The organism is Bacillus sp. PAMC26543, assembly GCF_014250375.1.
Taxonomy (GTDB): Bacteria; Bacillota; Bacilli; order Bacillales; family Bacillaceae; genus Bacillus; species Bacillus halotolerans.
Genome location: NZ_CP060193.1, coordinates 1,640,905 through 1,665,798, shown reverse-complemented (window position 1 = coordinate 1,665,798; position 24,894 = coordinate 1,640,905). Strand labels below are relative to the sequence as shown.

At 42.9% G+C, this 24,894-nt stretch carries 26 protein-coding genes; 1 reads left to right on the top strand and 25 read right to left on the bottom strand.

The features are described from left to right. Positions 1 to 318 precede the first annotated feature (318 nt). The 22 genes from rpoD to rpsU form a co-directional block, all read right to left on the bottom strand. Positions 319 to 1,434 carry an RNA polymerase sigma factor RpoD gene (gene rpoD / locus H7F27_RS08415; RefSeq protein WP_003226225.1) on the bottom strand — a complete coding sequence of 372 codons (1,116 nt, stop codon included), beginning with the start codon at positions 1,432 to 1,434 and terminating at the stop codon, positions 319 to 321. A 199-nt stretch (positions 1,435 to 1,633) separates the two neighbouring features. Further along, positions 1,634 to 3,445, bottom strand: a complete 1,812-nt coding sequence (gene dnaG / locus H7F27_RS08410) for a DNA primase (protein WP_185848816.1) — start codon at positions 3,443 to 3,445, stop codon at positions 1,634 to 1,636. A gap of 33 nt (positions 3,446 to 3,478) precedes the next feature. After that, entirely contained in the window at positions 3,479 to 3,973 is a 495-nt protein-coding gene (locus tag H7F27_RS08405; protein ID WP_024122083.1) for a YaiI/YqxD family protein, read from the bottom strand. 253 nt (positions 3,974 to 4,226) lie between these two features. Next, positions 4,227 to 5,039: a pyruvate, water dikinase regulatory protein gene (locus H7F27_RS08400; RefSeq protein WP_003237056.1), complete on the bottom strand. Its 813-nt coding sequence runs from the start codon at positions 5,037 to 5,039 to the stop codon at positions 4,227 to 4,229. Positions 5,040 to 5,064: 25 nt separating this feature from the next. Then, positions 5,065 to 5,703, bottom strand: a complete 639-nt coding sequence (gene ccpN / locus H7F27_RS08395; protein ID WP_024122084.1) for a transcriptional regulator CcpN — start codon at positions 5,701 to 5,703, stop codon at positions 5,065 to 5,067. Positions 5,704 to 5,836: 133 nt separating this feature from the next. Beyond that, entirely contained in the window at positions 5,837 to 7,876 is a 2,040-nt protein-coding gene (gene glyS / locus H7F27_RS08390; RefSeq protein ID WP_185848815.1) for a glycine--tRNA ligase subunit beta, read from the bottom strand. After that, positions 7,869 to 8,756, bottom strand: coding sequence for a glycine--tRNA ligase subunit alpha (gene glyQ, locus H7F27_RS08385; RefSeq protein WP_103672297.1), 888 nt, complete (start codon positions 8,754 to 8,756; stop codon positions 7,869 to 7,871). The genes glyS and glyQ overlap by 8 nt, the downstream gene beginning before the upstream one ends. Positions 8,757 to 9,052: 296 nt before the next feature. After that, positions 9,053 to 9,820 carry a DNA repair protein RecO gene (recO, locus tag H7F27_RS08380; RefSeq protein WP_024122086.1) on the bottom strand — a complete coding sequence of 256 codons (768 nt, stop codon included), beginning with the start codon at positions 9,818 to 9,820 and terminating at the stop codon, positions 9,053 to 9,055. A gap of 36 nt (positions 9,821 to 9,856) precedes the next feature. After that, positions 9,857 to 10,000, bottom strand: coding sequence for a YqzL family protein (locus H7F27_RS08375; RefSeq protein ID WP_024122087.1), 144 nt, complete (start codon positions 9,998 to 10,000; stop codon positions 9,857 to 9,859). 143 nt (positions 10,001 to 10,143) lie between these two features. After that, positions 10,144 to 11,049 carry a GTPase Era gene (gene era, locus H7F27_RS08370; RefSeq protein WP_010334979.1) on the bottom strand — a complete coding sequence of 302 codons (906 nt, stop codon included), beginning with the start codon at positions 11,047 to 11,049 and terminating at the stop codon, positions 10,144 to 10,146. Beyond that, entirely contained in the window at positions 11,030 to 11,440 is a 411-nt protein-coding gene (cdd, locus tag H7F27_RS08365) for a cytidine deaminase (RefSeq protein WP_024122088.1), read from the bottom strand. Before cdd ends, era begins: the two co-directional genes overlap by 20 nt. A gap of 113 nt (positions 11,441 to 11,553) precedes the next feature. Beyond that, positions 11,554 to 11,931 (bottom strand): diacylglycerol kinase family protein, encoded by a 378-nt coding sequence (locus H7F27_RS08360; RefSeq protein ID WP_024122089.1) that lies wholly within the window; start codon positions 11,929 to 11,931, stop codon positions 11,554 to 11,556. Then, positions 11,912 to 12,385, bottom strand: a complete 474-nt coding sequence (ybeY, locus tag H7F27_RS08355; protein WP_010334982.1) for an rRNA maturation RNase YbeY — start codon at positions 12,383 to 12,385, stop codon at positions 11,912 to 11,914. Before ybeY ends, H7F27_RS08360 begins: the two co-directional genes overlap by 20 nt. Then, complete coding sequence (pgpH, locus tag H7F27_RS08350) at positions 12,386 to 14,521, bottom strand: cyclic-di-AMP phosphodiesterase PgpH (protein WP_081638339.1); 2,136 nt, start codon at positions 14,519 to 14,521, stop codon at positions 12,386 to 12,388. It lies immediately after the preceding gene. 71 nt (positions 14,522 to 14,592) lie between these two features. Next, positions 14,593 to 15,552, bottom strand: coding sequence for a PhoH family protein (locus H7F27_RS08345; RefSeq protein WP_095713296.1), 960 nt, complete (start codon positions 15,550 to 15,552; stop codon positions 14,593 to 14,595). Further along, positions 15,549 to 16,742 carry a sporulation protein YqfD gene (yqfD, locus tag H7F27_RS08340; RefSeq protein ID WP_185848814.1) on the bottom strand — a complete coding sequence of 398 codons (1,194 nt, stop codon included), beginning with the start codon at positions 16,740 to 16,742 and terminating at the stop codon, positions 15,549 to 15,551. Before yqfD ends, H7F27_RS08345 begins: the two co-directional genes overlap by 4 nt. An 18-nt stretch (positions 16,743 to 16,760) precedes the next feature. Continuing rightward, positions 16,761 to 17,042 (bottom strand): sporulation protein YqfC, encoded by a 282-nt coding sequence (gene yqfC / locus H7F27_RS08335; protein WP_024122093.1) that lies wholly within the window; start codon positions 17,040 to 17,042, stop codon positions 16,761 to 16,763. Positions 17,043 to 17,097: 55 nt separating this feature from the next. Further along, positions 17,098 to 17,523: a hypothetical protein gene (locus H7F27_RS08330; RefSeq protein ID WP_185848813.1), complete on the bottom strand. Its 426-nt coding sequence runs from the start codon at positions 17,521 to 17,523 to the stop codon at positions 17,098 to 17,100. Between the two features lie 27 nt (positions 17,524 to 17,550). After that, a complete protein-coding gene (gene floA / locus H7F27_RS08325; RefSeq protein ID WP_024122095.1) occupies positions 17,551 to 18,546 on the bottom strand; it encodes a flotillin-like protein FloA in 996 nt (331 codons plus the stop codon). Between the two features lie 21 nt (positions 18,547 to 18,567). Continuing rightward, positions 18,568 to 19,881: an NfeD family protein gene (locus tag H7F27_RS08320; RefSeq protein WP_185848812.1), complete on the bottom strand. Its 1,314-nt coding sequence runs from the start codon at positions 19,879 to 19,881 to the stop codon at positions 18,568 to 18,570. A gap of 130 nt (positions 19,882 to 20,011) precedes the next feature. Beyond that, positions 20,012 to 20,458, bottom strand: coding sequence for a GatB/YqeY domain-containing protein (locus H7F27_RS08315; RefSeq protein WP_010334989.1), 447 nt, complete (start codon positions 20,456 to 20,458; stop codon positions 20,012 to 20,014). Positions 20,459 to 20,472: 14 nt separating this feature from the next. Continuing rightward, positions 20,473 to 20,646, bottom strand: coding sequence for a 30S ribosomal protein S21 (rpsU, locus tag H7F27_RS08310; RefSeq protein ID WP_003152957.1), 174 nt, complete (start codon positions 20,644 to 20,646; stop codon positions 20,473 to 20,475). 172 nt (positions 20,647 to 20,818) lie between these two features. Between rpsU and H7F27_RS08305 the strand changes: the two genes are divergently transcribed. Further along, positions 20,819 to 21,745 (top strand): Na/Pi symporter, encoded by a 927-nt coding sequence (locus H7F27_RS08305; RefSeq protein ID WP_024122097.1) that lies wholly within the window; start codon positions 20,819 to 20,821, stop codon positions 21,743 to 21,745. A 41-nt stretch (positions 21,746 to 21,786) separates the two neighbouring features. Here H7F27_RS08305 and mtaB read toward each other — a convergent pair whose 3' ends face one another. The 3 genes from mtaB to prmA are packed head-to-tail and all read right to left on the bottom strand — an operon-like array spanning position 21,787 to position 24,870. Further along, positions 21,787 to 23,142, bottom strand: coding sequence for a tRNA (N(6)-L-threonylcarbamoyladenosine(37)-C(2))-methylthiotransferase MtaB (mtaB, locus tag H7F27_RS08300; RefSeq protein WP_024122098.1), 1,356 nt, complete (start codon positions 23,140 to 23,142; stop codon positions 21,787 to 21,789). Further along, a complete protein-coding gene (locus H7F27_RS08295; RefSeq protein ID WP_103672287.1) occupies positions 23,142 to 23,912 on the bottom strand; it encodes a 16S rRNA (uracil(1498)-N(3))-methyltransferase in 771 nt (256 codons plus the stop codon). Before H7F27_RS08295 ends, mtaB begins: the two co-directional genes overlap by 1 nt. A 22-nt stretch (positions 23,913 to 23,934) precedes the next feature. Then, complete coding sequence (prmA, locus tag H7F27_RS08290) at positions 23,935 to 24,870, bottom strand: 50S ribosomal protein L11 methyltransferase (protein WP_101861060.1); 936 nt, start codon at positions 24,868 to 24,870, stop codon at positions 23,935 to 23,937. Between the last annotated feature and the right edge of the window lie 24 nt (positions 24,871 to 24,894).

Genomic DNA, 24,894 nt, shown 5'->3' with positions numbered 1-24,894 from the left:
CCTTTATGATCCTTCCCCCTATGTAAACACTTCTAATTCTAACTTATTTTTACAAAAAGTAAATGGATTGGCATACAAAAGTTTTTTATTCACACTTTATACAAAATTGAATCAAAACATGCCTATTTCTCTAACATTCCTTTTATTCTATTGTATAATGTATTGTATACGCTTACAATAGAAAATATGGATTGGTATATTGAAATTTTTCATTACAATGTTCATTTGCAAATGACATCATTTTTCAGTAAAATAAAGGCATATTATCCATATATCTTTTTAAAAAAAGAAGAACGGATCTGCAAGACCCGTTCCATCTTATTCTAGAAAATCTTTCAAACGTTTACTTCTGCTAGGATGTCTTAGTTTCCGCAGCGCTTTCGCTTCGATTTGTCGAATACGCTCTCTCGTAACTCCAAATACCTTGCCGACCTCTTCCAATGTTCTTGTACGTCCGTCATCAAGACCGAATCGAAGCCGCAATACATTTTCTTCACGATCTGTTAACGTATCAAGCACGTCTTCAAGCTGCTCTTTCAATAGCTCGTATGCCGCGTGATCTGAAGGTGAAGTAGCCTCTTGATCTTCGATGAAATCACCAAGATGGGAATCATCCTCTTCACCGATCGGTGTTTCAAGGGACACTGGCTCTTGTGCTATTTTTAAGATTTCACGTACTTTTTCAGGTGTTAAATCCATGTCTTCCGCAATTTCTTCAGGTGTTGGCTCTCTGCCTAAGTCTTGCAATAGCTGACGCTGTACGCGGATTAATTTATTAATGGTTTCAACCATATGAACGGGGATCCGGATCGTTCTCGCCTGATCGGCAATGGCGCGTGTAATCGCCTGTCTGATCCACCACGTAGCATACGTACTGAATTTATAACCCTTACGGTAATCAAATTTCTCAACGGCTTTCATCAGACCCATGTTACCTTCTTGGATCAGGTCAAGGAACAGCATTCCGCGTCCGACGTACCGTTTGGCGATGCTGACAACAAGCCGCAGGTTCGCTTCAGCCAATCTACGTTTGGATTCTTCATCACCTTCTTCAATTTTTTGCGCATAGGCGATTTCTTCCTTTGCAGAAAGAAGGTTAACCCGGCCGATTTCCTTTAAATACATACGAACTGGGTCATTGATTTTGACACCAGGCGGTACACTTAGGTCATTAAGGTCAAATTCTTCTTCGGCTTTGGCAAGCTGCTGAATATTAGGATCTTCTGTTTCTTCATTCTCACTAATTAATTCAACACCTTGTTCACCTAAAAATTCATAATACTCATCCATTTGGTCTGATTCAATCTCAAAGCTGGACATACGCTCAGCAATTTCTTCATATGTCAAAACGCCACGTTTTTTACCAGACTCGGTTAATTGTTCTTTCACTTGGTCGAATGTTAATTCAGTTTCGTGGGTTTGTTTATCAGCCATTATGGATCCCTCCTTCCAAAGCTTGCAACGAATTCTAAAAGCGGTATGATTCTTATTCGGTCCATTCAGGCGTTTTCTATGTGAACTGCCTTTAACAATGTGCGAATAATGAAATGACAATTCATGATGAGGTCAAGCGATCTATTTGCTCCTCCGCAAGGAATCATTGCCAATGAAAGCTCCTCATCAGTTGTCCCGGTTATTTTAAAGATCGGTTCAAAGTAACGATTTCTTGAGCCAGAGATGCCGCTCTCAAAAAATCTTTTTGCCTTTCGGCTTCGGCTCTTTCCGCCTCTTTTTCTTTTATCATTGACCATTTTCTGTGATTCAACACTTTTTTCACATAATCTGATAACTCGGCCTCGCTGAGTTCTTGATTAATCTGAAGCATTAAAATATCAGACAGTACCTGGCTTATATGATCATCCGTCACCCTGGCCATAAGGTGCTGAGGCGTCAGCTCGGCACCCTCTTCATAAAAAGCGTACAGATAGGCTGCCAAAGCGCGGTGTTCATCAATATTAAATTCAAACCCGACCCGGTCAATGACTTTTTTTATGACGCCCCTGTCACGAAGCATATGCGCCAGTAAAAGCCTTTCTGCATTTTCATACGCCGGGCGCAGCCGCTTTTGCCTTGCCTTAGTTGTCAAATGCGCTCTTCTTGTTTTCGTTTCACCGCTGCTGTCAGCAGGTTTGTTTTGCCTGCCGAATACAGTCAGCTGCTCAGTTAATGACTCCTGGGAAATCGAAAATTCGGAAGCAAGCTGTTTCACATAGACTTCCTGTTCAAGTGATCCTGACAGCGCGCTGATTTCTTTAAGCACTTCTTTAATGTAGGCTAATCGATCGCCTTCATCGGCCAGGTTCTTTCCTTTGCGGAAATATTGCATTTTAAACGCCATTACCGTAACGCTTGCATCGACAATGTCGTTTTTGAATTTTTCTCCGCCGTACTGTTTAATGTAATCGTCAGGGTCCAATCCGTCAGGGATCATAGCGACTCTGACTTTACAATCTTTTTTCTGAAGAAGCTCCGCAGCTTTCAAGGTGGCTTCATATCCGGCTTTATCAGAGTCATAGCAAAGAATGATTTCCTCCACGTTTCTTCTCAGAATCTTTACATGATCATCTGTCAGAGACGTGCCCATCGTCGCTATACTCTCTTTTACGCCTGAGTTTACCGCTGATATGACATCAGCGAATCCCTCAAATAAGACAGCTCTTTCCTGCTTTCTGATATGAAGCCGGGCCTTGTGAAAATGATAAAGCAGCTTGCTTTTATGAAAAAGCGGCGTTTCCGGACTGTTCATATATTTCGGCTGCTGGCTGCCAAGCGCTCGGCCTGAGAAAGCCACAACAGCTCCATGATGGTCATGGATCGGAAACATGATCCGGTTTCTGAAACGGTCAAAATATCCGCTTCCGTCTTCGCGTCTGATTAGCAGACCCGCTTTTTCCATTTGTGTTTCACTGAAGCCCCGCTTGACGAGAAATTTTGTTATGAAATCCCAAGAATCAAGAGCATAGCCGATCTGAAATTCATCAATCAGCTCTTTTGTAAACCCTCTTGCAAGCAAATAATCCAGCGCTTCTTGACCTTCTTTTGTATTTATTAACAAATGATGGTAAAATTTCCTCAGAAGCTCATGAGCCTCCGCCATTTTTTGTTCTCCGGAGGATTCTGGCCGGACTGCGGTGTGAACCGTTATATCATCTGGAAAATCAATGTGGTATTTGTCCGCAAGGTGGGAAACCGACTCCGCAAACGAATAGCCCTCCATCTGCCTCAAAAAAGAGAAAACATTGCCGCCCGCTCCGCAGCCGAAGCAATGAAAAATCTGTTTGTCTGGCGATACGGAAAACGAAGGTGTGCTTTCTCCGTGAAAAGGACAGAGTCCAAAGTAGTTTCGGCCTTGCTTCTTTAATTGAACATAATCACCTATGACTTCAACGATATCTGCCGACTTTTGCACCTTGTCTACAATTTCATCTGGTATCCGATTTCCCATCTTATAACACTCCGTCGTACATTATTCGATGTTTTAGTGCAAAATCCCTTCATCGTTCGACAGGATTTTTTGCAGCAGTGTAACAAATCGTTCTCGATCTTCATGATTCAATTTTTTAGGCCCTTTGGCATATATGCCTTTTCTCCTTTGTTTGCCGGAAACATGACGGCCTTCAAGGGCAAAATCAATCGTATCTTCCTTGTAAAGACGCCCTCTCTCCGACATGACGGTGACATTCCTGTTCACAAGCAGGGATGCTAAACCAATATCCTGCGTCACCACGACATCTCCCGGTTTTACATGATTTGCGATATATAAATCAGCAGCTTCTTTATGAGGATCAACATACTTCCATTTTTCTTCCTGACTTCTTGAAAGCTGGTAATGTTCAAATGAAGCGACAAAAAGAACTTGAACTTCATAATCGGATGCTGTTTGTAAAATTTCGTCTTTTACGGGACAAGCATCAGCATCGACAAAAATCGTCTTTTCTTTTTCATTAAGAAGAGTAATTCTCCATCCCTCCATTAAACTCCTGCATAAAAGCAAGCAAAATCGCACACCCTGCAAAAATGCGGGTGTATATGAATTTGTCGAAAAATTTCCAGGAGAAATTCTTGACATCTTACCCATAATAGTTTATTCGTATCACACTAACCTTAAACCTAAAATTAATCATTTTATCACAATTTTTTATTATAATACAAACTTCACAAAGATGCTATTGTTTTTCATTATTCCCTTTTGGCAAAGTCAAAAACCCAGGATAGAGCGTCCTGAGTTACATGTTTTTCGTTTTGAGATGATGGATAATATTTGCTGTTTCTTCTACTGCTTTATTTGAAACATCTACAACCTGGCAGCCGATTCGATCCACGATCTTTTCGAAATATTCCAGTTCCTCTTTAATTCTGTTGATATTTGCATAGATGGCCTTGTCATTGAGGCCAAGCGATTTTAACCGTTCTTTTCTGATATGATTCAGTTTATCCGGACTAATCTTCAGGCCGATGCATTTTTTCGGGTCAACATTAAAGAGCTCTTCCGGCGGGTCAACCTCCGGAACAATCGGAACATTGGCAACCTTCAGCCGCTTGTGGGCAAGATATTGAGATAACGGTGTTTTAGAGGTTCTCGATACACCGATCAAAACGATATCAGCTTTTAAAATGCCTCGTGGGTCACGCCCATCATCGTATTTAACAGCAAATTCAATCGCTTCGACCTTTTTGAAATAATCTTCATCAAGCTGGCGGACCCGTCCCGGTTCATATTTCGCCGTTAAACCGTAGGCTGTTTCCATTTTATCAATTAACGGGCCGATAATATCATAATATAAAACATTTGCTTTTTCCGCTTCGGCAATCAAATATTCTCTTATTTCCGGCACCACAAGTGTAAAACAGATAATACCTCCATCTGCTTTTGCAAGTGAAATCACTTCATTGATAGTGCCAATGTCTTCAACATAAGGAATTCTTCTTACATGTGTATCATCCGCTGATCCGTTAAATTGGCTTAATGCAGCTTTGACTACCAATTCGGCCGTTTCACCGACGGAATCCGATACAACATAGATGATGCGGTTATTCATATTATCCCCCCGTTAGTCTGCGCTCTTATAGGATTTCATTTTCTGATAAACTGACAAGTATTTTGGTCATATTCGTTTTCGTCACTCTGCCGATCACTTCATATCCTTTATCGGTATCTTTGATGACAGGCAGCGCATCGATTTGTTTTTCAATTAAGTGCTTTGCAATGTCCATCACATAATCCTCGCGTCTGCACACTGTAATATTCGGCATTCTAGTCATAATAATGTGCACAGGGACAGAAGTAAGCTCCTGCTGGCCGATGCTGGCTCGTAGTAAATCCTTTCGTGAAAGCACTCCGACTAAAACAGCATCACGGTCCACTACAAACAGAGTACCTACATCTTCTAAAAACATGGTGCAAATCGCATCATATACAGAAACGTTCTCGTGAATAACGACGGGGATAGATTGAAAGTCTTTCACCTGAAGCTTTTTCAGTTTATCTGCCAAAAGCTGCGTGCCGGTTTTTCCAGTATAGAAATAACCGACTCTCGGGCGCGCCTCAAGGAAACCTGACATGGTGAGTATGGCTAAATCCGGACGCAGTGTTGCTCTTGTTAAATTCAGCTGTTCGGCAATATGCTCCCCTGTAATCGGTCCGTTTTCTTTTACAATCTGCAAAATATGTTCTTGCCGTTTATTTAGTTCGATCGTACTCACCACCTTTTCACTTCGTATCTATGTAAAGAAATAATAAACCATATTATAACGTAAATGCTTTGTAATCAAACAAAAAAACTTTCAAATGGGGAAAAGACGATTACCGATCACACAGCAACCGCCTTTTCTTTCTTTATTTTACAATAAGGGCATTCATATTAGCAAAGGACTTGATCTGATCCGCCAAGCTTACCATTTGCGCTAATCGGTTTGCCTTTAATGTCTCGTTATCAGCAATAACCATCGTATGGTCGAAATAAGCATCAATCGGTTCCTTCAAGGCCGCAAGGGAAGTAAGTGCCGCCTCATAATCCTTTTTGCTGAAGCTTTCCTGCAGATTTTGTTTAGCAGTTTGATAAGCTTCGTACAGCTTCGCTTCGTATTCATTTTCGAATAAATCAGGCTGAATTTCCGCGCGAACTCCTTTTTTGCTGATAGAAATCACTCGGCCTAAAGCTTCTGCTGTTTCCTTAAAGCCTGGCGCACCCAGTTTTTGTTCCAGCACTTGCGCTTTGTGGAGCGCCGAATATGGCTCAAGCTCAGAGCTTTCCAGCACGGCATCTATTACATCATGTCTGATCTGCTCCGCATTTAAGACGTATTTTAGACGCTGAGTGAAGAAATCTAACAGTTCGGTTTCTTTTTCGGTTTGTACGAAAGTCAGCAGCTCTTCAAACGAAATGCCCCAGTTCCGGTCAAGCAGAATAGCGACAATCCCGCTCGCTTGGCGGCGCAAACCGTAAGGATCCTGTGAACCAGTCGGAATGACGCCAATAGAGAAGAAGGATGCGATTGTATCCAGCTTATCCGCCATGGCAACTACCGCCCCAGTAAAAGTGGAAGGCGTTTCTCCGCCTGCAGATCTAGGCATATAGTGTTCGTTGACAGCTGCGGCTACAGCATCATGTTCGCCAAGCATTTTCGCATACTTTTCACCCATAATTCCTTGAAGCTCAGGGAACTCATATATCATGTGTGTCACAAGGTCGAATTTAGAAATTTCAGCAGCACGTTTCACATGTTTTAATGTATCTTCATCAGCTTGAAGACGGACAGCAAGCTTCTCTGCGATCGCTGTTACTCTTCTTACCTTATCAGCGAGAGAGCCAAGCTCTTCATGGAACACAATGTTTTCAAGCTTCTTCACATTTTCATCAATGTTCAGTTTCTGGTCTTCCTTGTAGAAGAAGGAAGCATCTGACAAACGAGCACGCAGCACTTTTTCATTGCCTCGCGCGACATTTTCGATCGCGTGGCTGTTTCCGTTACGGACTGTGATAAAGTAAGGCAGCAAATCTCCGTTTTTGTCTTTAACAGGGAAATAGCGCTGATGCTCTTTCATTGTCGTTACAAGCACTTCCTCAGGAATGGACAGAAACTCAGATTCAAATGACCCGTAAAGAGCCGTCGGATATTCTACTAAATGATTGACCTCATCAAGGAGGTCCTCGTCAACCGGAATACTCCAATTGTTTTCTTCGGCCATTGCTTCCAGCTGCGATTGAATCATCTGTTTGCGAACATTTGGATCAGCAATAACATGCTGCTGTTTCAGCTGTTCTTCATAACTTGAAGGCGATTCAATAGACACTTCATGCCCCAGGAACCGGTGCCCCTGTGTCGTCCGGCCTGACTCAACATTTGTGATTGCAAACGGAATGACATCCTGGCCAAATAAAGCGACAATCCATTTAATCGGACGGATATAACGCAGATCTTCATTTCCCCATCTCATGTTTTTCGGGAAATGGAGGCTTGTAATTAAGCTGTTCAGTTCAGGCAGAAGCGTTTTGGTTTCTTGTCCTGCTTGAAATTTTTGCACAAAAACATATTCGGTGCCTTTTATTTCTTTCATGTACAAGTCTTCCACGCTGGCACCTTGGCCTTTTGAAAACCCAATCGCCGCTTTTGTCCAGTTGCCGTCAGCATCAAGGGCGATTTTTTTTGCAGGCCCTCTTGCTTCTTCTTTTATATCATCCTGCTTTTCTGCTACACCCTTTACTAAAACAGCAAGGCGTCTCGGTGTATTAAAAAGCTTCACTTCACCGTGTGCAATATTTTTTTCTGCAAGCCAGCCTGTCAGCTTTTCGCCCAGCTGAACCATGCTTTCATTCAAAAAGCGCGCCGGCATTTCCTCTAATCCGATCTCTAAAAGTAAATCCTGTTTACTCATGAGAAGAACCCTCCCCTTTAAGCATTGGGAACCCTAGTTTTTCTCGTTCCTCATAATAGGTTTTTGCGACTTTTCTTGCTAAATTCCGCACTCTTCCGATATAGCCTGTCCGCTCTGTAACAGAGATTGCCCCTTTGGCGTCAAGAAGGTTGAATGTGTGCGAGCATTTAAGCACGTAGTCATATGCGGGATGCACAAGACCGTTATCCATTTGCTTGATCGCTTCTTTTTCATACGTGCTGAATAATTGGAACAGCATATCAACGTCAGATGTTTCAAATGTATAAACGGAATGCTCGTACTCAGCCATCATAAATAAATCTTTCACAGTAAACCCTGACGTCCACTCAAGTTCAAATACATTTTCTTTATCCTGTATATAAGAGGCCAGACGCTCAATTCCATATGTAATTTCCACGGAAACAGGCTTACACTCAAGTCCCCCAACCTGCTGGAAATACGTGAATTGTGTAATTTCCATTCCGTCAAGCCAGACTTCCCAGCCAAGACCCGCACAGCCTAAAGACGGATTCTCCCAGTTGTCCTCAACAAAACGGATGTCATGCTCAAGCGGATCAATTCCGAGAGCACGCAAAGAGTCTAAATACAGCTCTTGAATGTTATCAGGTGATGGTTTAATGATGACCTGAAATTGATGATGCTGATAGAGTCTGTTCGGGTTTTCTCCGTATCGGCCGTCAGCTGGGCGTCTTGACGGCTCAACGTAAGCCACTTTCCACGGCTCAGGACCGATACTGCGCAAAAATGTATACGGGCTCATCGTGCCGGCCCCTTTTTCTACATCGTATGCCTGCATGAGCACACAGCCTTCATTAGACCAATGCTTCTGCAGGGTTAGAATCATGTCTTGAATATTCATTTCAAGCACCTCCACTTTTCTTTCATAAAATTGCTGCGGCAGCAACCAAAAAACTCCCGTCTCTATGCTTGCCAGCCGCAAACATAGGGACGAGAGTTCTCCCGCGGTTCCACCCTAGTTGCTGAGAACAAAATCCCAGCCTCTTTTTTAAAATTGCTCAAGAATGCCTTTCGTTGCGAGCTCATCCTTAGCTTACACCGTCCTAAGGTCGCTTTTATGAGGTAAACGCAAGTACTTCTTTCTCTCACTGCAACATATTTTATAATAAATGATCATATAAAAAGATGGGCCATATGTCAACTTTTGTTTTCACCCATAAGATGTTTCATGCTCTCCATTTGATCTAAAAAACGCTTCGATTTCAGATAAACCCCTGAATATTCTTCGTAGTACAAGTCAATAACTTGCTTTAATTCATTTTTCGTTTCCTGCTTTAAAGACACATTGCCAATCCTTGAAAGATCGAAGTAATAAAACAGTCTCAAAAGCCTTGCCGTTTGCGGCTTAATCGGCACCTTGTAAGGGTCTTTGTCAAAGCAGCGGTGGCAAATAAAACCGTTATCGCGAACAGAAAAATGGAATGTCCCATCCTGGCTTTTACAATGCACACAGTGATTAAGCTCAGGATACAGTCCCATCACAGCAAGCATCTTCATTTGAACAATGAAGGTAATAACATCCGGGTCTGTTCCTTCGTCAAGCTGTTTAAAGGATTCTAAAATAAATTCAAACAAATAGGGATTTGGTTTTTTTTCTTCTGTGCCTTTGTCAACGAGCTCAGCAATAAAAGCTGCATATGCAGTTAAAAACAAATCCTCTCTGATGCCTCTCATGCTGAGGATCATTTCACCCTGCTGAAGGGTTCCGAGGCCTGTTGTTTTCTGCATTAAGAATGAACCATACAAAAAGGGCTGGCTGACTGCTGATAAACGGCTGTTCGGTTTTTTGGCTCCTCTGGCCATAACACCTATTTTTCCGTGTTCTCTTGTCAGTAAAGTAACAATTTTATTCGTCTCTCCGTAATCATTGGTACGAAGAACGATTCCTTCACATTTTGTCAGCATTTCCGCACCTTCCTAAAACAGGAGCGGTCAAGAGGTCTATAAAATTGGAAAATCAAATCGGGCTAGCTCATCTTCTAGTTCTTCGGGTCTTTCCATGTTCTCTTTTTCCAGTTCTTTAAAAAGAAGATACGTATCAACATTTCCTGTTTGAGAAAATACGTTCCAGGTAAAATTCAACACAAGAAACCCACCTTTCTGTAGTTAAACTAGCTTACCTAAACTCCAAATTCTTACCTTTATCTTGACCAGATGTCCTCCATTTCATGTTAAACAAAATTTGCTAATGTATCCCTGTTCATGTGAGATAATGACACAGCAAGAGATTAATATTCATCCTCTTTAAAGCCGAAGTCGCGAAGCTGGGACATTTTGTTACGCCAGTCTTTCTGCACTTTTACCCACAATTCAAGATAGACGCGAGAACCTAAGAGGGCCTCGATATCCGCTCTCGCTCTTTTTCCGACTTCTTTCAGCAGGCTGCCTTTTTTCCCGATGACAATTCCTTTTTGAGAATCCCGTTCGACCACAATTGTTGCCGCCACGTGCACGGATCCGTTGTCCTGCCCTTTAATCGATTCGATGCTTACCGCAATGCTGTGCGGGATCTCTTCCCTTGTCAGATGCAGCACCTTTTCCCTTATCAACTCAGAAATGATAAAGCGCTCCGGATGATCGGTCACCTGGTCACTCGGATAAAACTGCGGACCTTCAGGCAAATATGCTTCAATCTGGGCCAGCAATGTTTCAATGTTATTTCCCTCTAATGCAGAGATCGGAACAATTTCCTTAAAAGGATATCGCCCGCGGTATTCGTCAATTAGCAGAAGCAATTGATCTGGATGGATCTTGTCAATTTTGTTTACGATTAAGAAAACAGGTGTCGAGGTATTCTGCAGTTTCTCAATAATGAACTCGTCACCCTTGCCGTAGCCTTCCTCAGCATTGATCATAAATAAGATCAAATCGACTTCTTTTAATGTATTTTGCGCCACTTTCATCATAAAGTCTCCAAGCTTATGCTTAGGCTTATGAATTCCTGGTGTGTCAATAAAAATCGTTTGTGATGTGCCTGTCGTTAATACCCCTTGCACCTTATTTCTTGTTGTTTGGGGTTTATCACTCATGATCGCGATTTTTTGGCCGATCACTCTGTTCAAAAAAGTAGACTTTCCTACGTTTGGTCTTCCGATAATGGATACAAATCCTGATTTAAAGCTTTCGTTCGTCATGTAAATCCTCCGATGAAAATGCGCCTGGCAATAATTCTTCTGCAGTCATTTCTTGTATTTGTCCTTGTAAATTGGTCAGCACGATAATAACGTCCTTTGTGCAGAGCTCAGAAATCACCTGCCGGCAGGCTCCGCACGGTGATACTGGGCCCGGGGTGTCAGCAGCTACTGCCAGCATCTGAAACTCAGTATCGCCTTCAGAAACAGCTTTAAACAAAGCGGTACGCTCAGCGCAATTGCACATGCTGTATGCCGCATTCTCTATATTGCAGCCTCTGTACACTTTTCCATCTTTGGTAAGAAGAGCGGCTCCTACTTTAAACTTGGAATACGGTGCATATGCCATGTCACGCGCTTTTAAAGCTTCTGTTATCAATTTCTGTCTGTTCATGTGTACATGTTCCTCTCTTACCTATAATGGTACCGCTATCACTTTATATTTTACATAATGGCGCTCCTTTTTTCACGCCCATTTCTAAAAATGTAAAATAAATGTAAGAATTTTCAGCCAGACAGCTTTGGCAAAAAAATAAGTAAACCAATAATACACGAAATCACGGCAAAAACGCAAACAGCCCCGGCAGCAGCGTCCTTAGCCGCCTTAGCAAGCGGGTGGTGTTTATCTGTTACTAAATCAACCGTGTGTTCAATAGCTGTATTTAAAAGCTCCAGTGAAAGCATTCCGCCAATCAAAAGAAAAATAATAGCCCACTCTGTCAGGCTGAGATTAACGAGAAAACCGCAAATGATAACGGCGCAGGCAGCCGCGGCATGAAATTGAAAATTCCGCTCCGTCCGCGCCGTTCTCCATATGCCCCGCCCTGCGTGCACGAAGCTCATTAGGAATCGCTTCAGCTCATTTCTATGATCTCTTGAGTCCATAGGCGTCCAGCAAATCCTTTTGCTTAGTAAACATCTCCTCTTCTTCCTCTTTCGTCATATGGTCATATCCTAAAAGATGCAGGAATCCATGCACCGCTAGAAAGCCAAGCTCTCTCTTGAAAGAATGGTTATATTCTTCAGCCTGCTCTCTTGTACGATCTGCACTGATGATAATGTCACCTAGAACCGGCGGCATTTCAGCACCGACAATTTCAACTTCGTCTTCTCCCTCTTCTTCAAGAGCAAAAGAGATGACGTCTGTCGGCGTATCCTTTCCCCGATACTCTTTATTGATCTGCTGAATGTCTTCATTGGTAACGATCGTGACAGAAACCTCAGCCTGGTCCTGAACTCCTTCGCGCTCAGCGGCAAATTGAAGCAGATTTTCTACTTCTTTAAGCATCTCTTCAGAGACACTTCCGGTTTCATCTACGATATCAATCAATAAACTCATCTATTTCACCTTCTTAGTAGCCTCCGGATATTCAATCCGGGAGTGGAAAATTCCTTTTAATGTTGCACAAAGCGTTTTTGCGATTGTATCTAGCTCTTTAAATGTCAAATCGCATTCACTAAACTGTCCGTCCTGAAGCTTATCGGATATAATGCCCCGGACAAGCTTTTCAATTCGTTCAGGATTTGGATTATGCATCGATCTGACAGCCGCTTCGACACTGTCTGCCACTGATATAATCGCGGCTTCTTTTGACTGCGGCTTCGGTCCCGGGTAACGGAATTCTTCCTCTGTAATCTGATCGCCTTTTTCTTTCGCTTTATAATAAAAGAATTTCAAAAGAGAGGTCCCGTGGTGCTGCTCAGCAATATCCACAAGCTCCTTTGGAAATTTATAGCTCCTCAGCATATTCGCCCCGTCAGTGGTATGCGAAATAATGATATTTTTACTGAGTTGCGGAGAAAGCTTATCATGCGGATTGTCAATATTCATTTGATTTTCAATAAAATATTGCGGCCGCTTTGTTTTTCCGAGGTCGTGATAATACGCACCGACTCTTGCAAGCAAACCATTTGCCCCTACCGCCTCGCAGGCGGCCTCTGACAAATTGGCGACCATGACGCTGTGGTGATATGTACCTGGTGTTTCTGTCAGTATTTTTCGAAGCAGCGGATGGTTAGGGTTGGACAGCTCGATCAGCCTCATTGTGGACAAAATGCCGAAACCTGTCTCAAAAAACGGCATAAGCCCGATAATTAATACGGAGGAAGCAAATCCCGACACAACCCCCATCAGCATTAGCGTCCCGATTTCCAAGCCTGACAGCGCGGTGTTTTGAATCAATAATAGAGATAGAACCACAATCATATTGATAAACGCCACAAAAAGCCCGGTCTGCAAAATTTTTGATCTGCCATTGTGTTTTCCTAAAAACAAAACACCGGAAATACCGCTGATCAAATAATAAATACCAATGACATAATTAAATGTTCCTGTCACACCTTGATTAAACATCATACTTCCGCAAATCGCAAGAATGATACTTCCTAAAATAGCGATCCGTTCATTCATCAGCAGCTTGATTAAGATTGCTCCGGCCGCAATGGGAACAAGATAGCCAATATTGTTATATTCCATCTTTTGAAATAAACTGACAACCTCCATAATAACAAGCAAAAGCGTTGTAATAATGGAGAATAATAGGATCGACTTGTTTTTGAATTTCAGATTTTGATTCTGTTTTTCGAAATAGTAAACGAGTGTAGCAATGAAAAGCCCGATCATAATCAAAAGGCCGCTAATCGGTTTGAACAAATTGGAGTTATTTAACAATCCGGTCAGCTCAAGTTTTCTGTACACTTCCCGATCAATGAGGTCATTTTCTTCCACGAGCACCTGCCCCTGTTTGATCTGAACCTGCTGAACATTATCTGACGCTTCCTGGCGTTTTGCCTCTGTTGCTTTTGGATCGAAGACGTAATTCGGAATAATGGCGTAACGCCCGATTTCCGTGGCGGCTCCTAAATATTTAGACGGGATAGAATTACTCTTCAGTTCTTTTTGCACTTTATCTTTTGCTTCAGATAATTTATCCGACGGGATTTCACTGCTCATCACTGAGTTTACTGCTGTTATGACAGTATCTCTGACAAATGAAAAATCTTCATGGTCCGCCTTCAGCAAAGTCTTGATGGCATCCTCTGATATAGAATCATTCACATCTGACGTCAGCTTATTTTTCACCGACTTAATCATTGTTTTTTCTGATGGTGAACTGCTGTCTTCTTCTGCTGATTTTTTCACTTCACTGATACTGTCGAATATCGATGACACAAGATCAATTCGATTGTCTGTATAATCTTTCTTTAAGGTATATTGATCTTCGACCGCATCCTCAGCAGCTTGCTTTTTTTCCTCTGTCGCTTTTTGATCTTCCACGGTTGCCGGAGCATAAATGGTCTTGTCGCTGACTGAAAACAGGTCTAAATCAAGCGTTTCCGGCTTCACATGTACAAAAAGCAATGCGAACATAATCGCAGCCAGCAGAAGATACAGCAGTACATGCATGGAACGGGCATTTTTAAAGCCGCGCCACTTTTTTGAGCCGCTTTTGGTCTTCCCCTTCTTTTTCAACACAAGAACCTCCTCTAGAAAATCAAGCTCATAAGCAAAAATGACCCGATAACGCGCGATCGGGTCATTCAGGATTAATTTTGCTTATCGTATGCTTCAATAATTTTCGCAACAAGCGGATGTCTGACCACGTCTGTCTGGTCCAGTTCAATCACAGAAATGCCGTTGATTTCTTTCAGCATCTCTCTCGCTACTGCAAGTCCCGATTTGACGCCTTTCGGCAGATCAATTTGGCTAACGTCACCTGTAATGATCATTTTAGAGCCAAAACCCAGTCTCGTCAAAAACATTTTCATCTGGGCAGGCGTAGTGTTCTGTGCTTCATCAAGTATAACATAGGCATCATCAAGCGTCCGGCCTCTCATATAAGCGAGCGGAGCGATTTCAATGACTCCTCTTTCCAGCAGCCGTTCTGTATGATCTGTTCCAAGCACATCATGAAGAGCGTCATACAGCGGGCGCAGATAAGGATCTACTTTCTCTTTCAGGTCACCTGGTAAAAAACCGAGGCTTTCACCGGCTTCTACCGCAGGTCTTGTTAAAATGATTTTTTTAATATGTCCGTTTTTCAATGCGTGGACTGCTTTTACGACAGCAAGGTACGTTTTTCCAGTTCCTGCCGGGCCGATGCCAAATACAAGATCATCTCGTTTCATGGCGGCTACGTATTCCCGCTGTCCCATGGTTTTCACACGGATCGATTTGCCTTTTGCGTTTTTTGTAATTTCTTCTTCGTACATGCTTTCAAAATATTCAAGTTCATTCTTTTTTGCCATCTTGATGGCGGAAATCACATCACGTTCAGAGATCTCTATCCCCTTGCGAATTAATGCGAGAAGTGATCCCAGCAGCCTGTCGGCAATCTGAAACGATTCTTCATCGCCTGAAATATAAATCGTTTCGCCTCGCGTAATGATATTTACATCCAGATCTTTCTCCATCAGTGTCAAAAAAGAATCTTGATTCCCGAACAGTGAAAGCGCTTCGTCCGGGCTTTTCAGTTTTTGATTCATCGCAAGTAAATGTTCTGTCATTCTTCAGTCTCCCTGACAATAGGTGTGGTTTGAACGATATCTTCTATAACTTGGTAGAGAATAATCAACTTTACTTTACCATTCTCGACTGTCTGGTGCAAAACTTTTTCACTTTTCACCTCGCCGTCCTCGCCTATTTTACTCTCTACATCCCGTTTACCCATTTTGATTCCTTCTTGAACTGCTTCTTCTTTCGTATATTTTCGCAAAGCCTCTTCACTTTCTCTCGTTTGCTCTTTGATATAAGAAACAGGGAGCTCCAAACCGAGAAAATGAAGCGAATGCTTCTCTTGTTCTGTTTTTGGATGTTTTAATTCTTCTTTTTTAAGCGTCCCCCAGATTGGGAAAGCCCATGAGCCAAAAGAAAGCTTGTGCTTTGTCCTTACTTTGCCCGTATAGACGTTAAATAATGTTTCAAGGGGCACCGTTACTTCAGATCTGTACCAGGTCTCGCCGTAAATTTCAGCTTTAGAGGCGACTTCCTGCTGCTCATCTTCGCTTCCGATTAAGCCGGAGACAAGCATTTGCCCCTTTTCCACATGATCATGGATTGCGGCCATGGGCTGGCCTTTCTGGACAAACATTCTTGTAATGGTTGCTTTCTTTTTGGCGACAATGTGGCGCGGACTGACATACTTTTCTTTTTCAGGCTCATTTTTCTCCACAACTTTCATGTGGATGGTCGTGCCTTTCAAATCGACTCCGACCCAAGTAATATTGTCTATTCCGTTGGTTAACGATTTTTGTATTTTTTCGGGAGACTGCATTAAAAATTGCAATCGCCCTTTTTTGACGCCGATTTCCTTCAAATGCTGCATCATTTGGTGCTCCGTTTCAGGCTTTGCACCAGTCACTTCAATTTTCCACACCATATTGGAGAGCAAAAACAATAGGATAAAAAAAAGCGCAAAACCAATGGTAAAACCTAAATTCAGTTTGGATTTCAGCAATAAGAACGGGAACCCTTTTCGATTGATAAAACGGGCTTTACAGTCAAATTCTCTTCTGACACGCCGAAAGGCATGTACATCCTGAAGCTGTATATATAACAAGACGGCTTCTTTCTTTTTTTTCAGATGAAAGATCGGAATCCCTCTTCTTGTGCATTCATTAAGGAGCCGTTCAATGCCTCGTCCCGTCACTTCAAGCTGGACCTTACCACCAAAAAAAGACAGCCATTTATTTTTCACAACATTTCCCCCTCGGCTTTATGACTCAACATATCGAACGACATCAATCGTACCCTCCAAAAGTATTTCTTCCGGAAGAATCGCTTTGATAACAAAGTTTTTTCCTGATATGATGCACTGGCCCTGCTTCAGCATCAGCCTCACTTCATTCTCACTGAACAGCAGAAGGCCTCTGTGGTTTTCTATGTAGATATGAAGTCTGCCGACCATTGTGATCCGCGGCAGATCCATCATAACGTCCGGGGGAATTTCCAATGCTCTTGTCAGCCAAGCTTTTAAACGATTCTTTCTTTGCCCCATACAAAAAGAACCCCCTTTCATCTCATATGTATGATTTGAAAGAGGGTTCTAACACTTAATTTTTGCGGGCTGCTCGCATTGTGTGATGAGGTTTTTTTGCCCTTGGCGGACCGAATACCTCGCCTAAGACAATACCTTGCACCACAGTGTCTTTATTGACCTGAAACAGTTTTTGCTTGGTATACACAGATTTATGTTTGGCGGCAGTAAGATCCCCCTCAAGCCCTTTCAGGTTTCTTTCCGTTTCCTTCCGTCTGTCTTCAGCTTCTTGTCTCATCTGTTCCAAGCGGTTTGGAATAGGAGCAGGCGTTTCTTCAGCTGATTGTTTAGTTTGAACAGAAGCAGGTTTCATTGTCTGCGGCTTTTTTCTTTTTTGATTTTGATTGTTTTTTTCTTCTTCTTTTTTCACTTTGCCGAAAATCGTGGAAATAATTCCGATAATCGCTGCAATAACAAGCGGATTCGTCAGTATATCTTCCATCACTATTCTCCCTTCTGCATAGAGAGATTATGATTTGCGGTCTTCATCCGATTGGTCTTTCGTTAATTTACCGAATGAATCACGCATATCTGTGTCTGCATCAATGTTTTTAATATTCATGTAGTCCATGACGCCGATATTTCCTTCGCGCAAAGCTTCGGCCATCGCAAGCGGCACTTCCGCTTCGGCTTCAACCACTTTAGCTCGCATTTCTTCTACACGTGCGCGCATTTCCTGTTCTTGAGCAACAGCCATTGCACGGCGTTCTTCGGCTTTGGCCTGTGCAATATTTTTGTCGGCCTCTGCCTGATCCGTCTGCAAGATCGCCCCGATGTTTTTACCAATGTCAACATCAGCAATATCAATCGAAAGAATTTCAAAGGCGGTTCCTGAATCCAGGCCTTTACCGAGAACCGTTTGAGAAATCATATCAGGGTTCTCCAGCACTTTTTTGTGATTTTCGGATGAACCGATTGTAGAGACGATCCCTTCGCCTACACGGGCTACAATCGTTTCCTCACCCGCCCCCCCGACGAGGCGGTCGATATTGGCTCTTACTGTAATTCTCGCTTTCGCCTTCACTTCAATTCCGTCCATGGCAACACCTGCAATAAACGGTGTTTCAATGACCTTCGGATTAACGCTCATTTGCACGGCTTCCAATACATCACGTCCGGCAAGGTCGATGGCTGCACAGCGTTCAAATGTAAGCTCAATATTAGCACGCTGAGCTGCGATAAGTGCGTTAACGACTCTATCTACATTCCCTCCGGCAAGATAGTGGCTTTCAAGCTGGTTTGTTCCAACGTCGAGTCCCGCTTTATGCGCTTTAATCAGCGGATTAACCACCCGGTTCGGTATGACGCGGCGAAGCCTCATCCCTATTAGAGTGAAAATGCTGATTTTAACTCCGGCTGCTAAAGCTGAAATCCAGAGCATAACAGGTACAAATGTAAAAAATACAGCTAAAACAATGATCCCTACTACGACAATAGCCAGTATCATTAATGTTGATGGGTCCATGCTACTTCTCCTCGTTTCTGTTTAAATTTCTCTCACGACAATGCGCGAGCCTTCCACTTTGATTACTTTTACTTTTTTATCTTTCTCTGTAAATAATCCTTCAGATACCACATCAAGACGTTCATCATCGATAATGACGGTTCCCGCGGGACGCAGCGGCGTAAAGGTCACGCCCTCCTTGCCGATTAAGTCCGTGCGCGTTTGGTTTGATACATAACCGCTCTCTGTATTTGTAGAATCATTTAATATAAATTTCTTAAAGAATTTCATACGCTTTCCCAACACCCTTGTCAGTAAAATGAAAGCTGTAATGGAAACAGCTGAGGCGATCAAGAGAGAAACCGCCATGACTGTGAAGCTTCCCGCGGCCAAAAATAAGCTCGCAACAATTGCTCCCAAGCCAAGTAAACCAATAATTCCTCCGGGGAGGAATATCTCCATCAGGATCAGAATCACCCCTGCTATGAAGAGGAGAACCGTTTCATATCCGGCAAGACCCGTTGCAAGATGTCCGTAAAAAAACAGGATCAAAGCGATAAATCCTGCTGTTCCAGGCAGACCGACACCAGGAGAAAAAAGCTCAACAGTAAGGCCTAAAAAGGCAATTGTCAATAAAATAGGAACAACAATCGGACTGGTCAGCCACCTTGCTGCCTTTTCTGCAAAGCTTTCCTCAGCATAGCTGATATGTGCATTTTCGTATCCAAGCTTCTTCACAAGCGCGGAAAGATTGTTAACAGTTCCTTCTGAATAGCCTACGTCAACAGCTTTTTCCGCATTCAGCGTAAGCAGATCTCCCTTCGGCGCGCCCGCTTCTCTTGCATCTACATCAGGGTCTGCCATGGCACGCGCATATTTTGGATCACGGTTGTTTTTTGCTGCGGCATCTTCCAGCTCCGCAAGCCAGAATGATTCAGCTTTTTTGTCAGCAGCATTGCCTTTACCGTCTATGATCGCCGAGGCTCCCATCTTTCCTCCGGGCGCCATATAAATGGCGTCAGCCTGTAACGCGATATATGCACCAGCAGACAATGCCCGTTTGTTTACATAAGCAGTTATCGGGATATCCGTTTCGTTGATCGTGTCCGCTATATCAATAGCTGATTTCACCAGTCCTCCCGGTGTGTTAATATCAAGAATAATATGGTTTGCATGCTGAGCCTCTGCATCTTGTAGCGAACGTGACAAAAACGAGGCGAGACCCTGTTCGACATTTTTTTCAACGGGAATGACGTAGACGGTTTGTTTTTCTGCTTTTGTGTGCAGCTGAACTCCTAATAATGATAGTAGAAATATGCTCAAAAGAGCCGCTCGGAATCCTTTTGTTTGAAGCAAGGGCGATGTATCCCTCCTTCCTCGTATAGTAAGTGCCTTCTCTTCATACGTAACAAATGTATCAAAGGTTTCATTTTTTTATGTATAAAAAAAGACATCTCTCTTAGAAAGATGTCCTTTTCTTCGCCATTTAAGACAGTTGACTGCTCACAAGCTTATTAATTAAACTTCCGTCAGCTTTACCTTTTACTTTAGGCATAATTGCCCCCATCACTTTGCCCATGTCCGCTTTTGAGCTCGCACCGACCTCCGCGATGGTTTCATTTACGATTGTACGCAGCTCTTCTTCTGATAGCTGCTGTGGTAAATAAACTTCTAAAATGTCCAGCTCTTTTTGAACTTTATCTACTAAATCTAAACGATTAGCGTTTGAAAATTCCTGGAGGGAGTCTTTACGTTGCTTAAGTTCACGAGAAAGGACAGTGAGTTCCTCATCCTCGGTCAAACTGTCTTTCTTAAGCTTAATTGCTTCGTTTTGAAGTGAAGCCTTAACCATTCGAACGACAGTCAGTTTGTCTTTCTCACGGCTTTTCATATATAGCTTCATATCTTGGTTAAGTCGCTCAAGAAGACTCATAAATCCACCCTCTTTTAGAATTTGCGTTTTCTAGCAGCTTCAGACTTTTTCTTGCGCTTTACGCTAGGTTTTTCATAAAATTCGCGCTTTCTTGCTTCTTGCAAAGTACCTGTCTTTGATACACTGCGTTTGAAGCGACGAAGAGCATCTTCAAGCGATTCGTTTTTTCTAACGACCGTTTTTGACATTCTCTTTCCCTCCCTCCGAATACACCAATCGACTACCTTTAAGTTACACATATAAACATGTACTTTGACATTATAATATAAGCCTTCAGTCAGGTCAACTAAGTGAGTTCACTTTTCCGTCATGAGCGGGACTGCCTGTCTATATAATGATAGAAAGGGGTTGGTGAATAAAATGTTGCTTCTGATTAGTTTTACTGCTCTTATATTATTCTTTCTCGCAGGAATGAACATGCTTCGGAAAGGTTTAATTTCGCTGACGTATTCAAAAATTGAAGAGCAGCTGCTGATTTTTACGGATCATCCATTAAAAGCATTCCTCATCAGTATTGTTTTTACAGGATTTCTCCAAAGCAGCTCCGCCTTTATGGTAATTGTCATCGGATTTGTAAGTGCGGGAGCCCTTTCTTTCAAACGGACAATACCGATGATCCTTGGAACAAATGTCGGATCTACCTTTACAACCGAATTTCTTGCAATCAAAATGGATGTGTTGATTTGGATTCTATTGATTGGCGGTGTGCTGTTTTTTTTGACGGGCAGGTATCCATTCAAGCAGCTGGGAACAAGCTTTCTCGGACTCGGAATTATCTTTTTTTGCATCAGCGGCTTCAGCCGTCTTGCAGAACCGCTTACTCAGCTGAAAACAGGTGCAGGGATTCTTCATCATGTAAACGACTCAAACTGGTCTGCTTTGCTTATCGGCATGGTGTTAACTGCAATCATTCACTCAAGTTCTGTCTGCATCGGCATTTTAATGAGCTTTATGAATGAAGGCGTTATTGGACTGACACAGGCAATGAGCGTTGTGCTTGGGTCAAACATCGGGACATGCATTACAGCTGTCATGGCTGCTGTATCCGGCGGATATGCCGCAAAACAGACAGCGTGCGCCCATGTTTTGTTTAACATAATCGGCGTAGCAATTGTATTCCCGTTTTTGGCGGCAGCGACCGGATTTGTTGAACAGCTCTCGGCAGACCCTGCCCAAAGAATCGCCCATTTCAGTCTGCTATTTAATGTCGTATCAGCTCTTTTGTTTTTACCGCTTACCAACTTGTTCTACAGCTTTATTAAACTGCTTATCCCAGCTAAAAACTGAACATAAAAAACCGGCACATTCAGATGCACCGGTTTTTCAGATTAAGAAGACATACGCATTTGTTCTGTTATGTCATCCTCAACAATACGGACAAACTGTCCTTCATTGTATGGATAGCCTGCTTTTAGTATTTTTACTTTCACGATTTTGCCGATCATGTCTTCCGTACCTTTGAAAACAACTTTCATGTAGTTGTCTGTGTAGCCGACATACATGTTTTCTTCATCTGATTCTTTAAATGCTTCCTCAGGAATAATTTCAAGGACTTCATTTTCATAATCAGAGGCATATTCCTTCGCAAGCTGGTCAGAAAGTGCAATCAGGCGGTGTACACGTTCGTTTTTGACGTTTTCATCCACTTGGTCTTCCATCCGCGCAGCTGGCGTTCCCGTACGTTTGCTGTAAGGGAAAACATGCAGTTCAGAGAATCTGTTTTCTTTGATAAAGTTATAGGTTTCCATAAATTCTTCTTCTGTTTCACCAGGGAAGCCTACAATGACATCGGAGGTTACGGCTAAGCCCGGAAGTGCTTTTTTCAGCTTATTTAAACGGTCAGCGAAAAATTCCATAGTGTATTTGCGTCTCATCCGTTTAAGCACTGTGTTTGATCCGGATTGAATCGGAATGTGCAAATGGCGCACAATCTTATCTGAACGGTCTAAAACTTCAATCACTTCGTCTGTGATCTGGCTTGCCTCAATGGACGAAATTCTGATCCGTTTCACACCTTGAACACGGGCGTCAAGTTCTCTCAAAAGCTTGGCAAAGTTGTAATCTTTCATATCTTCACCGTAGCCGCCTGTATGAATACCAGTAAGTACGATTTCTTTATAACCCGCATCAACAAGCTGCTGTGCTTGTTTAATAACTTCCTCCGGGTCACGTGAACGGAGAAGTCCGCGCGCCCACGGAATGATACAGAACGTGCAGAAGTTATTGCAGCCTTCCTGTATTTTTAATGACGCTCTTGTCCGGTCTGTGAAAGCAGGTACATCAAGCTCTTCATATACTCTAGCTTTCATAATGTTGCTGACGCCATTGATCGGCTGACGCTCTTCACGATATTGATCGATGTAGCCGAGCATTTTTTCACGATCCTGAGTTCCGACTACAATGTCAACACCCGGGATTGCCATAATCTCCGCTGGCGAGGTTTGCGCATAACAGCCTGTGACGCAGATGACGCCGTCAGGATTTTGACGAATGGCGCGTCTGATCACTTGTCGGCTTTTTTTATCTCCCGTATTTGTTACCGTACATGTATTAATGACATATACGTCAGCTGTTTGTTCAAAGTCTCTTCTTTCATAGCCCGCATCTTTGAAAAGCTGCCAGATTGCTTCTGTTTCATAATGATTGACTTTGCAGCCAAGCGTATGGAACGCAACAGTTGCCATTATTGATCACCTCTTAATAACTCTGTATGATAAGAAATTGCGCTCAGCGCGTATAGCGGAGCGGTTTCTGTCCTTAAAATTCTCGGTCCGAGGCCGCACGGAACAGCGTTTTTCGCCGTGAGCCGCTCAACCTCCGCTTCTGTTAAACCGCCTTCGGGACCGAATACGATCAAAAGGGATGATCCTTTCGGAAGGCTGCTTACAACTGCGCTGAACGAGCTTGTTTCTCCTTGCTTCGATGACTCTTCGTATGCAACGACACATTTATCGAAATTCTGCACCTTTTCAAGAAGCTGCTGAAAGGAATGGATATCCAGCACTTGCGGCACTTCGTTTCGGTACGATTGCTCCGCCGCTTCCTTCGCAATTTTTGTCCATCTTTCCCGCTTTTTCTTCGCTTTCTTGTCATCCAGCTTGACAACAGAGCGTGCGGCTTGCAGAGGAATAAAGGCATGAGCTCCCAGCTCAGTCCCCTTTTGGATAATCCATTCAAGTTTATCCCCTTTCGGGAGGCCGCTTGCAATATAAACCTTTATCGGAAGCTCTCTGTTTTCATTCGTCCATTCTATCATAAGACAGGACACTTTTTCTTTGGTAACAGATTGAAGTTCACATTTTGCTTCGAAGCCATCCTGAGAACAGCAGATAATCTCGTCTCCCTCGTTCATTCTCATGACATTTACAATATGATGAACATCTTCTCCGGTAATTGAAATAGCCGGCGCTTCCTCCATTTGCTGCTTCGTGAGCTCGATAAAATATCGTTGCATACGCTGTGACACCTACTAACTGTTATTTTTTCGCAATAATGCTGACCCAATCTTCCATTGAGAGGATTTCCACAATGGTAAAGCCAGCCTGTTCCAATGCTTCTTTTACCTCTTGCTTTTTTTGGCCGATAATTCCTGAAGTAATAAAGTGCCCGCCGTCTTTCAGCAGATGATAAGCCTGTGAAGTAAAACGAAGGATGACTTCAGCCAAAATGTTGGCAACGATCACATCATGTTCTCCTGAAATCCCGTCTAACAAATTATTTTGTTTGACTTGAGCTATATCGCTAACCTTGTTTAACTTCAAATTGAGACGTGCGCTTTCTACAGCAACGGGATCAAGATCATAGGCATGAACCGATTCAGCCTCAAGCATTGCAGCCGCAATACTTAAAATTCCGGAGCCTGTGCCTACATCAATCACCTTATCACCCTTTTGCACAAAGCGTTCAAGCGCCTGAATACAAAGTACGGTTGTAGGGTGTGTGCCTGTTCCGAATGCCATTCCCGGGTCCATTTCAATAATCAGCTCATCCGTATGTACCGGCGTATAGTCCTCCCACGTCGGCACAATCGTAAACTTTTCAGAAATTTTCACAGGGTGGTAATACTTTTTCCAGGCAGTCGCCCATTCCTCTTCGTTCACTTCGGAAATGGTGATATGGTTTCTGCCCAAATCAATATCATAAAGAAGCAGATTATTAATTGTTTCTTTTATGCCCTCTACCGTTTCTCCAAGAAAGCTGTTGACCGGCAGATACGCTTTGACAATGACACCCTCGTTCGGATAATCATTGGGGTCGAGCTGGTAGATTTCCCCGTACACATTCTCACGTTCTTTAATTAAATCAAGCGGGTCCTCTATCACAACCCCACTCGCACCAGCTTCATGCAAAATATTTGAGATAGGTTCGACCGCTTCATGTGTTGTGTGAATGCTTAATTCGGACCATTTCAAAACTACCAACTCCTCATCCAATAA

Coding starts and splice junctions, on each gene's coding strand:
- rpoD (WP_003226225.1), bottom strand. CDS start 1,434: ATGGCTGATAAACAAACCCACGAAACTGAATTAACATTCGACCAAGTG.
- dnaG (WP_185848816.1), bottom strand. CDS start 3,445: ATGGGAAATCGGATACCAGATGAAATTGTAGACAAGGTGCAAAAGTCG.
- H7F27_RS08405 (WP_024122083.1), bottom strand. CDS start 3,973: ATGGAGGGATGGAGAATTACTCTTCTTAATGAAAAAGAAAAGACGATT.
- H7F27_RS08400 (WP_003237056.1), bottom strand. CDS start 5,039: ATGAATAACCGCATCATCTATGTTGTATCGGATTCCGTCGGTGAAACG.
- glyS (WP_185848815.1), bottom strand. CDS start 7,876: ATGAGTAAACAGGATTTACTTTTAGAGATCGGATTAGAGGAAATGCCG.
- glyQ (WP_103672297.1), bottom strand. CDS start 8,756: ATGAATATTCAAGACATGATTCTAACCCTGCAGAAGCATTGGTCTAAT.
- recO (WP_024122086.1), bottom strand. CDS start 9,820: ATGCTGACAAAATGTGAAGGAATCGTTCTTCGTACCAATGATTACGGA.
- era (WP_010334979.1), bottom strand. CDS start 11,049: ATGACGAACGAAAGCTTTAAATCAGGATTTGTATCCATTATCGGAAGA.
- cdd (WP_024122088.1), bottom strand. CDS start 11,440: ATGAACAGACAGAAATTGATAACAGAAGCTTTAAAAGCGCGTGACATG.
- H7F27_RS08360 (WP_024122089.1), bottom strand. CDS start 11,931: ATGGACTCAAGAGATCATAGAAATGAGCTGAAGCGATTCCTAATGAGC.
- ybeY (WP_010334982.1), bottom strand. CDS start 12,385: ATGAGTTTATTGATTGATATCGTAGATGAAACCGGAAGTGTCTCTGAA.
- H7F27_RS08345 (WP_095713296.1), bottom strand. CDS start 15,552: ATGACAGAACATTTACTTGCGATGAATCAAAAACTGAAAAGCCCGGAC.
- yqfC (WP_024122093.1), bottom strand. CDS start 17,042: ATGGGGCAAAGAAAGAATCGTTTAAAAGCTTGGCTGACAAGAGCATTG.
- H7F27_RS08330 (WP_185848813.1), bottom strand. CDS start 17,523: ATGGAAGATATACTGACGAATCCGCTTGTTATTGCAGCGATTATCGGA.
- floA (WP_024122095.1), bottom strand. CDS start 18,546: ATGGACCCATCAACATTAATGATACTGGCTATTGTCGTAGTAGGGATC.
- H7F27_RS08315 (WP_010334989.1), bottom strand. CDS start 20,458: ATGAGTCTTCTTGAGCGACTTAACCAAGATATGAAGCTATATATGAAA.
- rpsU (WP_003152957.1), bottom strand. CDS start 20,646: ATGTCAAAAACGGTCGTTAGAAAAAACGAATCGCTTGAAGATGCTCTT.
- H7F27_RS08305 (WP_024122097.1), top strand. CDS start 20,819: ATGTTGCTTCTGATTAGTTTTACTGCTCTTATATTATTCTTTCTCGCA.
- mtaB (WP_024122098.1), bottom strand. CDS start 23,142: ATGGCAACTGTTGCGTTCCATACGCTTGGCTGCAAAGTCAATCATTAT.
- H7F27_RS08295 (WP_103672287.1), bottom strand. CDS start 23,912: ATGCAACGATATTTTATCGAGCTCACGAAGCAGCAAATGGAGGAAGCG.